The organism is Streptomyces sp. NPDC016640 (assembly GCF_043076215.1).
Classification (GTDB): domain Bacteria; phylum Actinomycetota; class Actinomycetes; order Streptomycetales; family Streptomycetaceae; genus Streptomyces.
On record NZ_JBIBRG010000019.1, the window covers coordinates 1 to 16,482 of the forward strand.

Genomic DNA, 16,482 nt, shown 5'->3' on the forward strand with positions numbered 1-16,482 from the left:
AACGGGAGATCGGCACGGACTACCCGCCGCCCGGCGACCGGGTCGACCTGCTGAGGTCGGCGGACCTGGTGGTGCACCTGCACGAGATCCGGCCGGGCCACCCGCTGCCGCGCCGCCGGGAACCTCTGTTCGACGACAGGGGCGGGGCGGTTTCCGTACCCTGGCGGCATGCGCACGCGCCCCACTCTGAGCTGGACCCCCGATGAGGACCTGCCGCCGGGCACCACGGACCCGGAGGCGGTCGTCGACGTGCTGGGCACCGGCGGCGTACTGGTGCTGAGCGGAGCCGGCCTCTCCACGGAGTCCGGCATCCCCGACTACCGGGGCGAGGGCGGGAGCCTGAGCCGGCACACTCCGATGACCTTCCAGGACTTCACCGCCGACGCCCGGGCCCGGCGGCGGTACTGGGCGCGCGGCCATCTCGGCTGGCGCACCTTCGGCCGCGCCCGGCCCAACGCCGGACACCGGGCCGTGGCCGCGTTCGGGCGGCACGGCCTGCTCTCGGGTGTGATCACCCAGAACGTCGACGGCCTGCACCAGGCCGCCGGCAGCGAGGGCGTGGTGGAACTCCACGGCAGCCTGAACCGGGTCGTCTGCCTCTCCTGCGGCGCCCGCAGCCCCCGCCGCGAGCTCGCGGCGCGGCTGACCCAGGCCAATGCGGGCTTCGCGCCGGTGCCCGCCGGGATCAATCCGGACGGTGACGCCGACCTCACCGACGAACAGGTCGGGGACTTCCGCGTGGTGCCCTGTACGGTCTGCGGCGGCATCCTCAAACCGGACGTGGTGTTCTTCGGCGAGACCGTTCCCCCGCAGCGGGTGGAGCACTGCCGCCGACTGGTCCGCGAGGCGACCTCACTGCTGGTCCTCGGCTCCTCGCTGACGGTGATGTCGGGGCTCCGGTTCGTCCGCCAGGCGGCCGGGTCCGGCAAGCCGGTGGTGATCGTCAACCGGGACCCCACCCGCGGCGACCGGCACGCCCTCACCCGGGTCGCGCTCCCCCTGGGAGCCGCCCTCACCACCGTGGCCGACCGCCTGGACGTCTCCCTCGACGGCCCGCCGGCAAACTGACCGGGGCGCCGCCGACGGCCGCGCCCCCTGCGGACCGCGGGCCGGCCGTTCCGGGGGCCGGAGACGGGACGAAGTACGCACCGCGGCCCGCCACACCCCTCCTACAGAAGTGTAGTTGACCGAAAACCACCCACTGATGCGTGATCTTGACACTCTGAAAAAACGATAAATCTCGGACAGTTGATCAAATCCACGGACCGGCCGGCTTTCGATCACCTTGCCGGACGCGTCGAAACGGCCTCATTCCAGTACCACCGCCCCCGGTCTGCTACGACTACTTCACGACGACCTTGCAACTTGAGCCCAGTAAGCAGCTCGTATGATCGCGGCAGTCGGCTTGATGACTAGCATGGGCCCGTACCAAGTCCGGAAGCACGCCGTCCTGTTGACGTACTCATCCTGACCTGCGGCCGTCCGCGTGTCGGCCGATCAATATCTTCCACTTTCAACGACCGAGGGAACCGCGGAATGTCAGTGCCTGCACCGCCCAGTCAGCACCGGCCGGCGAAGTCTCCCAAGACCTCGCCGGCCGTACCTCTGGCCGTGTTGGTGGTGAGTGCCGCCGCCGCGGGCGGGGCGGCCGCGGCGGCGCCCGACGGGGCCCGCGCGTGGACCCTCGGCGCGGTTCTGGCCGGCTGGTTGTGCGTGGCCGCCACCGTCCTCGTCAGCACGCTGCTGATCCGGCGGGCCAGCCGGTCCGGCACCCAGCACTTCTCCGAAGTCAGCCGGTACAAGGCCCAGCTGGCGCAGGCGTCGGCGGAGACCGCGCACCTGGTGAACATCACCCTGCCCGCCGTCGCCAAGCGGCTGCGGGACGGCACGAGCGCGAGCGACGCCCTGGCCACCGTGACACCGCCCTCGGACCCGCAACTGCGCCAGGTCATGCACACCTTCGCCTCCGTGGTGGAAGAGGCCGTGCAGCACGCGCTGGCCCTGGACGCCGAGCGCCGGCACCACCAGGAGGAACTCGACCTGGCCGGCGCCGAGGCGGAACGGCTCACCAACGAGACCCTGCCCGCCGGCGTGGCCGGGCTCCGCGACGGCCAGTCGGCCGATACGGTCCTCGCCTCGCTGGACTGGCCGCGCACGCCCCTGCTGCGCCGGCCCGCGGAATCGTTCGTCCGTGAACTCGCCCTCAGCGAGCGCCGGGCGGCCGCCGCGCAGGCCGCCTCGGCGAAGGCGCTCAGCCGGGTGCAGGCCAAGGCCGTCAGCATGCTCGCCGACCTCCGGGAGATGCAGGAGCGGTACGACGGGGAAATCTTCGGCGACTTGCTGAAGCTCGACCACTCCACCTCGCAGCTCGGCCTGATGACCGACCGGCTCGCACTGCTCATGGGCGGCCGCTCCAGCCGCGCGTGGAACAAGCCGATCGTGATGGAGAGCATCCTGCGCGGCGCGGTCGGCCGGATCGCCGCCTACCAGCGGGTGCGGCTGCACTGCTCGACGACCGCCGCGCTCTCCGGGTTCGCCGCGGAGGGCGTGATGCACCTGCTCGCCGAACTGATGGACAACGCCGCCAACTTCTCGCCGCCGATCGACGAGGTCCACGTCTACGTCGAGGAGCGCAGTGCCGGGATCGTCGTCACGATCGAGGACAGCGGCCTGAAGATGGCCCCCGCGGCCATGCGCCGGGCCGAGGAGGCGGTGTCCGGGCGCATGACCGACCTCGCCTCCCTGCAGGGCACCCGGCTCGGCATCGCGGTCGTCGGCCGGCTGGCGGTCAAGTACGGCATCAGCGTCAACTACCGGCCGTCGTCGCGGGGCGGAACCGGCGTCGTCGTGCTGATCCCGCCGCAGCTGCTCGCGCAGCAGCGCGACCCGGTGCCGGCGCAGACCCTGTCGCGGCCCGCCGTCACGGCGCCGGCAGCCGAGCCCGCCCCCGTCACACCGCCCGTGACGCCTCCCCGGCCCGAACCCGCCCCGCGAACAGTCGTCCGGGAACGGCCCGCCGCCCGCGCGGAGTCGCCCGAGCAGAGCCCCTCGCGCCAGCCGTCGCGCGGGGCGACACCGAACGGGCTGCCCGTGCGCATGCCGGGCCGCACCATGGCCGAGGCGGAGCGCGAGCGCGAGCAGCGCCGGGACACCGCCGCCGGTCCCGCGCAGGCCGGCACGGCCGCCGCCGAGGGGCGTGCGACGGCACGCGACGCGGGCTCCAGCTTCGGCGCCTTCCACCGCGGGCGCCAGTCCGGGAGCGCCGCCGGCCAGCCCGGTACCCCGCCCGAAGCGGAGCCCGGGTCGCCGTCCGCCCCGTAACCCCATCCTTCCCGTTCGGCGCCCGGGGTCACGGCGCCCACTTCCGTCGCTTGAGTTCGTGAGATTGGAGGAACGGGCCGGTGACCGGCGACCCGGACACCACCGTCCCATCACCCACCATGCAGACCACCGACAACAGCCTCACCTGGCTGCTACAGAACCTGCTGGAGCGCACCCCGGGCACACGACACGCCCTGGTCCTGTCCCGGGACGGCCTGAAGCTGTGCTGGACCGAACACCTGACGCAGGACCAGGCCGACCAGTTGTCGGCGATATGCTCCGGCATCCAGGCGCTCGCCCAGGGCGCGTCCGTCGAGTTCGGCGACGGGACCGGCGGGGTCCGCCACTCCATGACGGAGTTCCACGGCGGCCTGCTGTTCATCGTGGAGGCCGGCGAGGGAGCGCATCTCGCGCTGCTCGCCGAGGAGAACGCCGACCCCGGTGTCGTCGGCCACCAGATGACGGAGCTGGTCGAGCAGATCGGCGACCATCTGCGAGCCGAACCCCGCCAGCCCCTCCGGAGGAGTACCCACTCGTGATGCGCAGGCCCGTGGACACCGGTGAACCCGACCGGCTCTATACGGTCACGGGCGGACGCAGCCGTGCGGACGACGCGTTCGACCTGGTCACCCTCGTCGTCAGTGAATGCGAACCCACGACCGGGATGCAGTCGGAGCACGCCCGGATCCTCGAGCTGTGCCGGCACCCGACCGCTCTGGTCGAGATCGCCGCGGAGCTGAAGCTGCCGATCACGGTGGTCCGGATCCTGCTCGGCGACCTGCTCGCCACCGGCCGTATCACCGCCCGTCATCCCCGCGCGGCCGCGTCCGTCGCCTCGCTTCCCGACTCCGACCTTCTCAAGGAGGTGCTCCATGGGCTCCGCAACCTCTGAGCTGCCTTCCCAGCGCACGCCCCTGGCCGATGCCGCCGAAACCGGCCTGAAAATCGTCATCGTGGGCGGTTTCGGCGTCGGCAAGACCACCCTGGTCCGCTCGGTCAGTGAGATCCGGCCGCTCAACACCGAGGAGGTGATGACACAGGCCGGCGTGGGTGTCGACGACACCGACGAGGTCGCGGGGAAGACGACCACCACGGTGGCGTTCGACTTCGGACGGATCAGCCTCAACGAGCGCATGGTGCTCTACTTGTTCGGCGCGCCGGGTCAGGAGCGCTTCTGGTTCCTGTGGGACCGGCTGTTCTCCGGCACCCTCGGCGCGGTCGTGCTGGTCGACACGCGCCGCATGGACGACTCCTGGTACGCGATCGACCGGCTGGAGCACCACAAGACGCCGTTCGTGGTCGCCGTGAACCGGTTCGACGACGAGGCCACCAGATACTCCCTGGACGAGATCCGCCAGGCGCTGGCCCTGCCCGAGCACGTACCGCTGATCGACTGCGACGCACGGGTGCGGCAGTCCGGGAAGGACGTCCTGATCACCCTCGTGGACCACCTCTACGAACTGGCCATGGCCCAGGAGACGACACTGTGACCGACACCGGATCCTCTTCCGCCGGCGCGCCTCCCCCGGGCTGCCCCGCCCACACGGGCCAGGTGCGCCTCGGCGGTCTCGAGTACCAGCAGACGCCGTCCCAGCTGTACCGGTCGCTGCGCCGGGAGCACGGCGCGGTCGCGCCCGTCCTGCTCGACGGCGACATCCCCGCCTGGCTGGTGCTCGGCTACTCCGAGGTCAGCTACGTGACCAGTCACGACGAGCTGTTCGCACGGGACTCCCGGCGCTGGAACCAGTGGCCGAACATCCCGCAGGACTGGCCGCTGCTGCCGTTCGTCGGCTACCAGCCCTCCGTGCTGTTCACCGAGGGCGAGGAACACCAGCGGCGAGCCGGGGTGATCACCGAGGCGCTGGAGGGCGTCGACCAGTTCGAGCTGGCCCGCGACTGCCAGGCCATCGCCGACGAGCTGATCGCGTCCTTCGCGGGCAGCGGCCGGGCGGAGCTGATGAGCGCGTACGCGCACGCCTTGCCGGCGCGCGCCGTGGTGCAGGTGTGCGGCATGCCTCTCGGTGGCGCGGACACCGAGCAGCTCGTGGACGACCTGCGGATCTCGCTGGACGCGGCCGAGGGCGACGACCCGGTGGCCGCGTACGGGCGGGTGGCCGCACGGCTGACACAGCTGGTGAAGGAGAAGCGGGAGCAGCCCGGCCCGGACGTCACCTCGCGGATGCTGCAGCACCCGGCGGGGCTGACGGACGAGGAGATCGTCCAGGACCTGATCTCGGTGATCGCGGCGGCCCAGCAGCCGACGGCGAACTGGATCTGCAACACGCTGCGGCTGCTGCTCACCGACGCGCGGTTCGCGCTGAACGTCTCGGGCGGCCGGCTCAGCGTGGGCGAGGCGCTGAACGAGGTGCTGTGGCTGGACACGCCGACGCAGAACTTCATCGGCCGCTGGGCGGTGCGGGACACCCAGCTCGGCGGACGGCTGATCCGGGCCGGTGACTGCCTGGTCCTGGGCCTCGCCGCGGCCAACACCGACCCGCAGATCTGGCCGGAGGCGCACGTCGGCGCGGAGAACGCGGCGCACCTGTCGTTCAGCAACGGCGAGCACCGCTGCCCGTACCCGGCGCCGCTGCTGGCGGACGTCATGGCGCGCACGGCCGTGGAGACCCTGCTGGAGCGGCTGCCCGACCTGGTCCTGGCGGTGGAGCCGGAAGAGCTGACGTGGCGTCCGTCCATCTGGATGCGCGGCCTGATGTCGCTGCCGGTGGAGTTCACACCGGTCGTGCAGTGACGCACGGCCCGGGTGGGGCCCCGGCACCGGGGCCCGTGTCCGCGGGCCCTCTCAGCCGGTGACGGGGGTGAACCGGACCGGCAGGGTCTGCGGGCCCCGGGTGAACACGCCCTCCTCCACGGGGTCGAAGCCGTCGGCGAGCCGTACGTCGGGCATGGCGTCGAGGAGCTGGTTCAGGCCGATCTCGACCTCGGCCTTGGCGAGCAGGGCACCGACGCAGAAGTGCCGGCCGAGGGCGAAGGCGAGGTGGTCCGCGGCGGCGGAGAAGGCGGTCGTGGTGGTGAGGTCGTCGCGGAAGATGTCGAACCGGTCCGGGTCGGCGTAGCGGTCCCCGTCCCGGTTGGCGGCACCGATCAGGCAGGTGACGGTGACGCCGGCGGGGATGGTGCCGCCGCTCAGCTCCACCTCGGTCGCCGACTGGCGCATGATCATGTGAACGGGCGGGGTGTACCGCAGCGTCTCGGCGAACGCGCGCGGGATCAGGGTGCGGTCCTCCTGGACGGCGGCGAGCTGGTCGGGGTGCAGCAGCAGGTTCGCGAAGATGCCGGCGATCGCCTTGTCGGTGGTCTCGCCGCCGGCCGCGAGCAGCAGGCTGCAGAACGCCTTGATGTCCTCGTCGCTCATCCTGACGCCGTCGACCTCGGCGGCGCACAGGGTGGAGAGCAGGTCGTCACCGAGGTCGTCCCGGCGCCGCCGGATGATCGGCAGCATGTACTCGGCGAACTCGGCCCGGGTCCGCTCCCCCGCCGCCGCCACCTCGGGGTCGCCCGAGAGGTTGCCGAGGAAGGCGATGACCGAGGTGTACCAGCGGTGGAAGCGGGCGTGGTCGGCCTTGTCGAGGCCCAGCATGTCCGCGATCACGTTGACGGGGAAGCGCGTCGCGTAGTCGGTGACCAGGTCCGCGGAGCCGGTGTGCCGGAACGCGTCGATGAGTTCACGGGAATTGCGCTCGATGACCGGCAGGAACTTCTGCTGGAGATCCCTGCCGCGGAAGGCGGGGGCGACCAGGGCGCGCCGTACGGCGTGCTCGCGGCCGCTGAGCTGGAGGATCGTCCTGCCGTGCACCGGCTCGATCTGCCAGTCGTAGTTGTCGGTCGTGAACTGGCCCTCCTTGTCCTTGAAGACTCGCTCGACGTCCTGGTACCGCGAGACGATGTAGCTCTGCGTGGCCTCGTGCCAGATGAGAGGAGCACTCTCGCGCATCACGCGATAGGCGGGGTACGGGTCCGCGGCGAACTCGGCCGAGAGAATGTCGGGGACCTGCTGCGCGGTGGACATGGGGCTCCCTGAGTCGGTAACAGGTGTACCGCACAAGATTATTGATCAACGGTCGAACGAGACAGGGGCCCGGCCCGCTTGGTGACCGATGGACCGCCCTTGGCCGAGAAGTACCCCCCGTGTGACGCCGTGGCCGGCGGGACCGCCGGGTGGACGCCGATGTTCCGCGGTTTCGCGTGGCCGGCCGTGTGCCGGCACGGTCAAAAACATCGAGTGGCGCGGGTTGTCAAGGTTTCCGAGCGTCTTTCCCGTCGTTTCCGTGGCGCGTCACGCGCCGCGAGAGGCGTCCGGGTGCGGTCCTCGGGTCCTGCCGCCCCCGGTTCGGTCCGACGGGTCCCCGTCCCGGGAACCCAGGACGGCCGGCACCGCCGTACACGCCTGTTCGCGCAGCCGGCAGTGGGCCCGGTCGTTGTCGTAGCGCTGATGCCGCACCAGGAGCAGGTCCGTCGTTCTCCGCGGGGCACGGTTCCGTGGCCTCGTGCCCCCGTGAGGGCTTCTCGGGCACGGGGAAACCGCAGTCAATCCACACCATTGAGGGATGTTCGGCGCCATGCGCTGACCTGTCAGCCTTCGAACCCGTGTTCCAGCCAGGGCCGGATCTTCTCGACGGAGCGCCGGGGGTAGCCACAGGAGGAGTCCAGCAGGTCCACCGAGACGAGACACAGACCAAGGAGATCCCATGTTCCTCAGAAGGTTGGCCGTTGCCGGGGCGCTCATCGCGGCGACCACGGCCGGCACGCTCGGCACCGCGGGCGCCGCTCAGGCGGACACGGGGCACAACGGAGTGTGCGACACCGGCTCGAACGGAGAACTCTGCCTCTACTGGGACAGCAACCTCGGCGGCTCGTTCCACGACTACTACGCCATCACGGCCGACTTCGGCTCCGATGTGTTCCTCAGTGCCGGAGCCGGCCGGGGCCAGCGGGTGAAGAACAACTCGGCCTCGGCACTCAACAACTGGTACACCACGGCACGCGTGTACTACAACGAGAACTACGGCGGGCCGTACGACGACGTTCCGGCCTACAGCTCGCGCAACCTCGTCAGGACCTGGAACGACAACGCCTCCTTCAACTGGGTCTGACCGACCGGTCGCGACCCGGACCGGTGCGGCGAGTCGCCCGGAGGCGAGTCACCGCGTTCCCGCCGCGGCCCGGCCCCACCCGCCGGGCCGCGGGTTCCCTGCGCCGGAGACGGATACATGCGCACCGATCACTTTCCCGCCGTGGCCGCCGTGCTCCTCCTCGGGGTCGTCGGCTGCTCGCCGGCCCCTCCCGGTTCCGAGGGGGACCGGGGCGCCCGACGCCCGGCCGTGGACACCGTCCCCCGGGTGCTCGACGCCACGGACCTGCCCCTGCCGCTGGACCCGTACCAGTTCCGCGCCGCGGAGACGAGCCGGCTCGCCCGGGCGCAGAACGTTCTCACGGACACCTGCATGCGGCGCTTCGGTCTGAGACACCGGGCACCCGCGCGAACAGGGAGCGATCCGCTGCGCTCCCGCACCGAGCGCCGCTACGGCCTGACCGACTCGGTACAGGCGGCCGAGAGCGGATATCACCTGCCCGGCGCGACCACCGCCCGCCCGGAGGGACCGCACCTCACCGAGGCGCACCTGCTGGTGCTCCTGGGACCACGGCCCTCCCGCTCCGGGGAGGGCACCGCGTCGGCGGGCCCCGGAGGGACCTCCGGTACGCGCACGTACCGCGGCAGTCCCCTTCCCGAGGGTGGCTGCGTGGGCGAGGCGCAGCGCACCCTGGCGGGAGACGGGGAGCTCGGCGACGCCGAACCGATCCGCCGTATCAACACGGACAGCGTCGTCAGAGCGAAGGACGACCCCCGGGTGCGGAGCGTCCTCGCCCAGTGGTCCGCGTGCATGGAGAAGCACGGTCACCGCTACCGGGACCCGTGGCAGGCCATGAACGACAAGGCCTTCGGCGGCCCCACGGCCTCCCCCCGGGAGATCGCCGTGGCGAAGGCCGATGTCATCTGCAAGCGGCGGACGAACGTGGTCGGCACCTGGTACGCCGTCGACGCCGCCTTCCAGCGGCAGGCGCTCGCGGCCGGCGGCGACCGGCTCGAACGGATCAAGGAGCACAAGCGCGAACAGCTCGCCGCCGCCGACAAGGCCCTCGCCGGAACCGGATGACTCCCGCTCCCCGGGCATGCCGCTCATCGCCTCGGCCCGCGCCCGGACGGCGGGGTCCATGCGAACGCCCCGGCATGCTCGCGCGCCCCACGAGGCGGCCGCGAGCGCCGGTTCCGTCTACTTTCCGGCACCGAGGGGGCGTTCGGGAGCGTGCTCGCGCGGCCCGGGCCTCGTGTGGGCGGGTCTCGGCAGCGTGGGCATGAGACGCCGTGCGTTGTCGCGGTAGATGCCTCGGCGCTGGTGATCGGTGAAGGCGTGGTCGGTCTCGACGGCCGGCACGGTGAACCGGTCGATGATCTCGGCGGAGGCGGCCGGCCAGTCGGTGCCGAAGAGGATCCGGTCGGCACCGGCCGTGGTCACCAGGGTGCACGCGGGGGCGAGCGGGCCCGCCGTGTCGTAGTAGAAGCGGTGGAGGCAGTCCCGGACCCGGGAGGCGTCGAGGGGCGGGACGCAGAAGTCGCCGAACGCCTCGAGGCGGGTGGCGATCTGGGGAAGGAACCCGCCGGCGTGCGGCAGGACGACGGACAGACGGGGGTAGCGGTCGAGTGTTCCCGCCCTGATCAGGTCGACGGCGGCACGCGTGGTGTCCAGCAGGAAATCGCACATGAAATTGGGGATGCCGGGGACGGTGGGCGACCCCGGTGGCTTGCCCGGAAGATCGAGCGGGTGGGTGAACAGAATGCCGGAGCGTTCGTCGACTTCGGCCAGGAACCGGTCGTACGAGGGATCACCCAGGTACACGCCGCCGTAATTGGCCTTCACGCTCACTCCGACGGCACCGAGTTCGTCCACGGCTCGTCGGAGCGCCCACGTGCTGACTTCGGGGTGGTCCGGGAGAACCGGGCAGAGGAAGGCGAAACGGCCCGGGTACTCGTGCGTCAGGTCGGTCAGTGCCCCGAAGAGGACGGAGAGCCCTTCCCTGGCCTGCGCTGCGGAGCGGTACCGGTCCTGCATGGTGGGGTTGAGGACGGCGGTCGCGATCCCGGCCCGGTCCATCAGGGCGAGTGTGGAGTCCGCCTCCCAGCGTGCCCACCACTGCAGTTCCTCCCGGCGCAGCAGGCCTTCGCGCTCCGCCCAGTCCACCCATGCCGGAGCGGTGAAGTGGTGGTGGACGTCGATCTTCGTCCGCCGGACGTCGTCGTCCCCGTCGGGGACGCCCGGCCCGCCCGCTTCCCAGGCAAGGGCACGGGACTTCTCCGTGGCGACGGCCGCGGACGCCATGGCACCACCGGCTATGAGCAGTCCGCGCCGGCTCAAGGGCTGCGTCGAATCCGACATCCGTACGTCCTCCTGGGCTGTGTCCTGCCGCCACGGTGACCCGGCCGCGGGACCGCCGCCTCGCCGGCCTGCTCCGCCGGGGGGACGGATTCCGCCGTACGGAGCAGTCGTCCCTCCTCGGGCCCGCAGCCGGCGCCGGGTGCCGGACACAGTGGCCGCCAAAAAGCCCCCGGACGCACCGGACCCCGCCGGCGACCAGCCGGCGGGGTGGGATGCGACCTGGAAATGCCGCCGGTCAGGCGTGGTGGCGCCGCCGGGTCCACAGGGGCGTGACGAAGGCGATCAGAACGGCCGCGATGCCTATCTGGAAGACGTGGCGGATCCAGTCGATACCGCCGGTGTCACGGACGCCGAAAGCGGAGGCGAGGGCATTGCCGACCACCGCGCCGAGGATACCGAGCAGCACGGTCATCCACAGCGGAATGGGCTGGCGTCCGGGGAGGACGAGCTTCGCCAGCAGACCGATGACAAGTCCCGCGATGATAGCCCAGAGAAATGACACGATAACTCCTTCGATTCGGCGTGCTCTGCTTCCGGTTACCACGAGAACGCCTTCATACGCCTGCCCGTCGGGAACTCCTTCGCGTGACGGGCCGACAGGTGACGGCCGGTCGGCTACGGCCGCCGGCCCGGACGCCTGACAGCGGCGGGCGCGCCGTTCGCAGACGCCGCCCGGTCGCCCGTGACGTGGGCGAGGCGGGCGAGGTAGGCGTCCAGGGGCTGCACACGGCCGGGCAGCGCGTCCCGCAGGTTCCACCAGCAGAGAGCCGCGATCTCGTCGTTGGGCCGGAAACCGCGGATGGTGGTGGTGCGCCCCGCGAACAGAGCCGCGTACTCGGCCCGCCGGTCGGGTGCCAGTACGAAGCCGGCGTAGCCGATGAACCGCAAGGGACCGTCGGTGCGCTGGCCGCTCTCCTCCACCAGCTCGCGTTCGGCGGCCTCACGCGGTGATTCGCCTTCCTCCACGCATCCGCCGGGCAGTTCCCAGTCCCGGCGCCGGCGGTCGAAGACCATGAGCACGCGGTCGGCCCGCCGGACGGCGACCAGTGCGGCCTCCAGCGGAGCGTCCCGCGGGAGAACCTCCTCGGTACCGCGTACGAAGGACACCAGGGCGTTGCCGCGGTCGTCGGCCACGAGCGGTGGCACATCCGGAAGAAGTGGCATGCCTCCTTCCTGCCCGGACCGCCACCGCGCGACTCCGCTCCGGTGGTCGCGGGCGGGCGGGCGGCAGTGACCAGCCGTCCCACCAGGGCCCTGACGCCCCGGGAACGCCGTCTTTTCACACCCTTGACACGGCCACGTTCACCGCTTGTATGGTCTAGTCCAACAGAACTCGCCGCTCCGTTTCGGGAGTTGATCCTTCGCGGGCCCCGACCACTTCCCCGCGAGGACGGTGAGTGCGCGCCACCTTCGCGCCTCTTGGCCCCACCCACGAGCGGTCGTCCTGCCGCGTGCGGTCCCCCCACTCATGACCCCACGCGACCCGGCGACGATCCGAAGTGAAGGAGTTTCCCATGCGTACCGACAAGAAGAAGGCCGCGCTGATCGGCGCGGCTCTCGCCCCTGTGGTCGCCGTCTGCCTCCCCGCCTCCCCGGCGAGCGCCCACGGCTACATCTCCGATCCGCCCAGCCGTCAGGCCCAGTGCGCCGCGGGCACGGTCTCCTGCGGGGACATCACCTACGAACCGCAGAGCGTCGAAGGGCCCAAGGGGCTGACCGGCTGCAGCGGCGGCAACAGCCGCTTCGCCGAGCTCGACGACGACAGCAAGGGCTGGGTCGCCACGCCGGTTCCGAAGAACGCCACGTTCTCGTGGAAGCTCACCGCACGGCACTCGACCAGCACGTGGGAGTACTACGTCGGCGGTCAGCGGATCGCGCTGTTCGACGACGGCGGGGCCCAGCCGGGCGAAGTGGTGAACCACCAGGTCGACTTCGGCGGCCTCACCGGCCGTCAGAAGGTGCTCGCCGTCTGGAACGTGGCCGACACCGTCAACGCGTTCTACGCCTGCATCGACGTCACCGTCGGCGGCTGACCGCCCGGTCGAAGCACGTCCGAGTGGGCGGCCCGTTCCCGGAACCACGGTACGCCGTCCGGGCGAGGCGCCCACTCGCGGCGGGCCCACGCCCGCCCTCTCACGTGTCCTCCCCCCCACGACGAAGCAGGAGACCCGACACCGTGCTCCCCCGCAAACTCCCACTGCGGGCAGCCGCCACCGGTGTGGCCGCTGCCCTGTGCACCCTCACGCTCGCGCCGGCAGCCGCCGCGCAGAAGAGTGGCACGAAGGCCGCCGCCGCCGATTTCGTGGTCAGCGAGGCGCAGTTCGACGAGATGTTCCCGAACAGGAACCCGTTCTACACCTACAGCGGTCTCACCGCCGCCCTGAGCGCCTACCCGGGGTTCACCAACACCGGCAGCGACACCGTGAAGAAGCAGGAGGCCGCGGCCTTCCTCGCCAACGTCAGCCACGAGACCGGCGGGCTCGCCCATGTCGTCGAGCAGAACACCGCCAACTACCCGCACTACTGCGACGCCGCCCAGCCCTACGGCTGCCCGGCCGGCAACGACGAGTACTACGGACGCGGCCCGGTCCAGCTGAGCTGGAACTTCAACTACAAGGCCGCGGGCGACGCCCTCGGCATCGACCTGCTCAACCATCCCGACCTCGTCCAGAACGACGCGTCCGTCGCCTGGAAGACGGGCCTGTGGTACTGGAACACGCAGAGCGGGCCCGGCACGATGACACCGCACGACGCCATGGTCGACGGCGCCGGGTTCGGTGAGACCATCCGCGCCATCAACGGCAGCCTGGAGTGCAACGGCGGCAATCCGGCGCAGGTGCAGAGCCGGATCGACAACTACCGGCGCTTCACGCAGCTCCTGGGCGTCGAGCCCGGCGGCAACCTCGGCTGCTGAGTGCGGCCCCGGCTGCCCGGCCCGCCGGGCAGCCGGGGCGGACCGCTGATGGTGCGGCCGTGGGACGACGGTCCCGGCGCACAGCCGTCGTCCGGGGAGCTGGGCGAACCGGCGGGTGCCGATGTCGCCGCCGGAGAGGATGACACCGATGCGGTGCGGCACCCGGTCGGTCCGGCCCGCCGGCAGAGCGGCGCGGCCGCACCACGGCCGCCGCGCCTCGCCGCCCCACCCCGCCCCGCCCGTCTCGTCGGATCGGGTCAGCGGCGGGTACGCCATGCGTCCGGGCCGCCACCGCGCCACTCGACCAGGACGGACCGCCGCACCCAGTCGTCGTCGGCGCTCTCCAGTCCGGCAAGACGCAGGAACTCCACGACATCGAGCAGCCCGTACGCCATCCCCAGGAACCGCCCGTCCGCACGGACGCGCCGGCCGCCGTCCTCGCCGGGCGGGTAGATCACGATGGGCTGTTCGCTCGCCATGACACCAGCGTGCAGTGAGCGGCACCCGCGCGCACGCCGGTGTGCGCCGAGTACAGGGCCGGTACGGGACATGACCGGCCCCGGCCGCCGGGTGCGCCGCCGGGGAGGACGGGCGCCGGCCCCCGCGCAGCACTGTCCCGCTCGGCGTAGGCTTCCCCCGGCACGGACACGGCGGGGGTGGGGAGCACATGACGGCTGGGACAGCCCATGAGTGGGCGTCGGCACTGGATTCGGTGGTGGTGTACGCGCAGGGCGCGCTCTGCCGCCGTCTCGCCCGGGGCAGTGTGCCGGCGGACGGACGCGTGCGGGTGACGGGATTGCCCCGCTCGCTGGACCGGGGCTCGCTTCGGGCACGTGTCGTGGGCGCTCCCGGAGTGCGCGTCGCCGAGGCCCGTGTGGAGGTCGGGGCCGAGCCGCTCGGCGCGGGCCCGCCCGAGGCGCTGCGGAGCGAGGTGGAGCGGCTGCGCGAGGACTGCGCGGCCGTGCGAGGACGCCGGGACCGGCAACTGGGCCTGATCGAGGAGGTCCGCGCGCTGCGCCCGGTACCGCCGGCCCGCAGGCGGGACGACCCGCACCGCCGCACCCCGGTCGACGCGTGGCTGGAACTCTCCGACTTCGTCGACGAGCGGCTGACGAGGCTGCACCGCCGGCTCCGCGAACTGGACGAGGAGCTGCGCCGGGCCGAGCACGAGCTCACCGTCGCCGTGGACAGGCTCTCCCGCGCCTCCACCGCTTCGCCGCCGGTCCGCGTGGAGACCTCCTCGAGTGCGGTTCTGACCCTCGACGGCGCGGGTGACGCGGACATCGAGGTGGAGGTCGAGTACGGGGTACCCGGCGCCGTCTGGGTGCCGGCCTACCACCTGACGTACCGTCACGGTGACGACACGGGGCGCCTGTTGCTGCGCGCATCGGTCGCCCAGCGCACGGGCGAGGACTGGAGCGGCGTACGCATCGCCCTGGCCACCGCCGACCTGCGCCGCCGCACCGAACTGCCGCGGCTCCGCTCCCTCCGGATCGGGCGCGCTCAGCCCGCTCCCGCCCCTTCGGGCTGGCGCGAGCAACCGGCCGGACTGGCCGGCCTCTTCTCCGGCTACGACACGGCGGTCACCCGCCGCGGCGCGAACGCCGTGCCCGCGGCGCCCGTGCCCGTCGGGGCCGGTTTCGTGGACGGGACGACCGGAGCCGGCTCGGCCTCCGGTCCCCTCCCGCCGCTCCCGCCACCACCCGCGCCGGCTGCCCACGCCGCTCCGCCCGTCGCGCCACCGGTTCCCGGGGGTGCGTCCGGCCCCTTCCCCCAGGCCTTCGGCAGCGGCACCGGCGACCACCTCGCGCCGCCCTCCGCGTCCCGGCCCGTCGCGCGGCCGCGTACCGGAACACGGCCCGCCGCACCGGCACGGGCACAGGCACCCGCGTCGGCACCGCCCCCGGTGTCCGGGGCCCCCGCCGCGTACGCGCCGACGGCACCGCCGACCGGGCCGCCGCAGCCCGACGACGCGGCGCTCGACTACAGCGCGCTCGTCCTGCGCGGCCCGGACGAGCGGGACGGCCGGCGCGGACGCCTGTTCCCCGGCTCCGCCGAGGACCCGGTGGCCGTCGAGTACCGCCGCCGCGCCGGAACGGTGGCCGCGCTGCCCCTGCCGGAACACGCCGTGAGGCCCCGCGAGTCGGCGGGCTCCTTCGACCACCGGTTCGACGCCGCCGCCCCCGCCGACGTCCCCTCGGACGGGACCTGGCACACCGTCACCGTCGGCGACATCCCGGTCGGCCTGCGCACCGAGTACGTCTGTGTCCCGTCCGTGGAGCAGACCGTCTACGCGACGCTCGTGCTCTCCAACAACACCGGTCAGGCCCTGCTGGCCGGCCCGGTGGAGGTCGTCGTGAACGAGGCCTTCCTGCTGACCGCCGCACTTCCCACCCTCGCCCCGGGCGGGCTGTGCCGGGTCGGGCTCGGGCCGGCCGAGGCCGTCGGGGTCACCCGTCGTACGAACCTGCACGAGTCGACCTCGGGCCTGCGCAACAACATCACCGTGCTCGACCACCGCGTCCACGTGGAGCTGGCCAACCGGCTCGCGGTGCCCGTCTCCGTCGAGGTGCGCGAGCGGGTGCCGGTCACCTCCGACGCGGACGTCCGGATCGAGGAGCGGGCCGGCTGGACGGCTCCCGAGGGCGGCACGGGCCCGGAGGATCACACGCCGGGCACACGTCTGTGGCGGATCGAGCTGCCCGCCGGCGGCAGCGCCGCCCTCGACGGAGGCTACGAGATCCGCATTCCGGCCGGCAAGGCCCTGAACGGCGGCAACCGCAGGAGCTGACTCTT

At 72.3% G+C, this 16,482-nt stretch carries 17 protein-coding genes; 12 read left to right on the forward strand and 5 right to left on the reverse strand.

What is annotated here, in order from left to right:
- The 7 genes from ACF07S_RS30140 to ACF07S_RS30170 all read left to right on the forward strand — a co-directional run.
- Window positions 1-206, forward strand: a 206-nt coding sequence (locus ACF07S_RS30140) for a hypothetical protein (RefSeq protein ID WP_391975633.1), incomplete at its 5' end; no start/stop codon positions are given.
- On the forward strand, window positions 169-1,068 hold the full coding sequence (locus ACF07S_RS30145) for an NAD-dependent protein deacetylase (RefSeq protein WP_391975634.1): 900 nt from the start codon (window positions 169-171) through the stop codon (window positions 1,066-1,068). The genes ACF07S_RS30140 and ACF07S_RS30145, both read left to right, overlap by 38 nt.
- 468 nt (window positions 1,069-1,536) lie before the next feature.
- Window positions 1,537-3,321, forward strand: a complete 1,785-nt coding sequence (locus ACF07S_RS30150; RefSeq protein ID WP_391975635.1) for an ATP-binding protein — start codon at window positions 1,537-1,539, stop codon at window positions 3,319-3,321.
- A gap of 119 nt (window positions 3,322-3,440) precedes the next feature.
- Window positions 3,441-3,860, forward strand: a complete 420-nt coding sequence (locus ACF07S_RS30155; RefSeq protein ID WP_391966704.1) for a roadblock/LC7 domain-containing protein — start codon at window positions 3,441-3,443, stop codon at window positions 3,858-3,860.
- Window positions 3,857-4,213 (forward strand): DUF742 domain-containing protein, encoded by a 357-nt coding sequence (locus tag ACF07S_RS30160; protein WP_391966600.1) that lies wholly within the window; start codon window positions 3,857-3,859, stop codon window positions 4,211-4,213. The genes ACF07S_RS30155 and ACF07S_RS30160 overlap by 4 nt, the downstream gene beginning before the upstream one ends.
- The gene (locus tag ACF07S_RS30165) at window positions 4,194-4,811 is read left to right on the forward strand and encodes an ATP/GTP-binding protein (protein WP_391966601.1); all 618 of its coding nucleotides are present in this window, start codon (window positions 4,194-4,196) and stop codon (window positions 4,809-4,811) included. The genes ACF07S_RS30160 and ACF07S_RS30165 overlap by 20 nt, the downstream gene beginning before the upstream one ends.
- Window positions 4,808-6,070, forward strand: a complete 1,263-nt coding sequence (locus ACF07S_RS30170; protein ID WP_391966602.1) for a cytochrome P450 — start codon at window positions 4,808-4,810, stop codon at window positions 6,068-6,070. Before ACF07S_RS30165 ends, ACF07S_RS30170 begins: the two co-directional genes overlap by 4 nt.
- 51 nt (window positions 6,071-6,121) lie before the next feature.
- On the opposite strand, the gene ACF07S_RS30175 is transcribed toward ACF07S_RS30170, so the two are convergent.
- Entirely contained in the window at window positions 6,122-7,348 is a 1,227-nt protein-coding gene (locus ACF07S_RS30175) for a cytochrome P450 (protein ID WP_391966603.1), read from the reverse strand.
- A gap of 679 nt (window positions 7,349-8,027) precedes the next feature.
- Between ACF07S_RS30175 and ACF07S_RS30180 the strand changes: the two genes are divergently transcribed.
- On the forward strand, window positions 8,028-8,432 hold the full coding sequence (locus ACF07S_RS30180; RefSeq protein WP_391975636.1) for a peptidase inhibitor family I36 protein: 405 nt from the start codon (window positions 8,028-8,030) through the stop codon (window positions 8,430-8,432).
- Between the two features lie 117 nt (window positions 8,433-8,549).
- Complete coding sequence (locus ACF07S_RS30185; protein ID WP_391975637.1) at window positions 8,550-9,494, forward strand: hypothetical protein; 945 nt, start codon at window positions 8,550-8,552, stop codon at window positions 9,492-9,494.
- 117 nt (window positions 9,495-9,611) lie between these two features.
- On the opposite strand, the gene ACF07S_RS30190 is transcribed toward ACF07S_RS30185, so the two are convergent.
- From ACF07S_RS30190 to ACF07S_RS30200, 3 genes are all read right to left on the reverse strand, one after another.
- Window positions 9,612-10,772, reverse strand: a complete 1,161-nt coding sequence (locus tag ACF07S_RS30190) for an amidohydrolase family protein (protein ID WP_391975638.1) — start codon at window positions 10,770-10,772, stop codon at window positions 9,612-9,614.
- Window positions 10,773-11,007: 235 nt separating this feature from the next.
- Complete coding sequence (locus tag ACF07S_RS30195) at window positions 11,008-11,274, reverse strand: GlsB/YeaQ/YmgE family stress response membrane protein (protein WP_391966606.1); 267 nt, start codon at window positions 11,272-11,274, stop codon at window positions 11,008-11,010.
- A 113-nt stretch (window positions 11,275-11,387) separates the two neighbouring features.
- Window positions 11,388-11,936 carry an NUDIX domain-containing protein gene (locus ACF07S_RS30200; RefSeq protein WP_391975639.1) on the reverse strand — a complete coding sequence of 183 codons (549 nt, stop codon included), beginning with the start codon at window positions 11,934-11,936 and terminating at the stop codon, window positions 11,388-11,390.
- Between the two features lie 350 nt (window positions 11,937-12,286).
- Here ACF07S_RS30200 and ACF07S_RS30205 point away from each other — a divergent pair, with 350 nt between their 5' ends.
- On the forward strand, window positions 12,287-12,805 hold the full coding sequence (locus ACF07S_RS30205; RefSeq protein ID WP_391966608.1) for a lytic polysaccharide monooxygenase auxiliary activity family 9 protein: 519 nt from the start codon (window positions 12,287-12,289) through the stop codon (window positions 12,803-12,805).
- Window positions 12,806-12,948: 143 nt separating this feature from the next.
- A complete protein-coding gene (locus tag ACF07S_RS30210) occupies window positions 12,949-13,686 on the forward strand; it encodes a chitinase (protein ID WP_391975640.1) in 738 nt (245 codons plus the stop codon).
- A gap of 257 nt (window positions 13,687-13,943) precedes the next feature.
- On the opposite strand, the gene ACF07S_RS30215 is transcribed toward ACF07S_RS30210, so the two are convergent.
- Window positions 13,944-14,165: a hypothetical protein gene (locus ACF07S_RS30215; RefSeq protein WP_391966610.1), complete on the reverse strand. Its 222-nt coding sequence runs from the start codon at window positions 14,163-14,165 to the stop codon at window positions 13,944-13,946.
- 188 nt (window positions 14,166-14,353) lie between these two features.
- Between ACF07S_RS30215 and ACF07S_RS30220 the strand changes: the two genes are divergently transcribed.
- Window positions 14,354-16,477, forward strand: coding sequence for a DUF4139 domain-containing protein (locus ACF07S_RS30220; RefSeq protein ID WP_391975641.1), 2,124 nt, complete (start codon window positions 14,354-14,356; stop codon window positions 16,475-16,477).
- Window positions 16,478-16,482 lie beyond the last annotated feature (5 nt).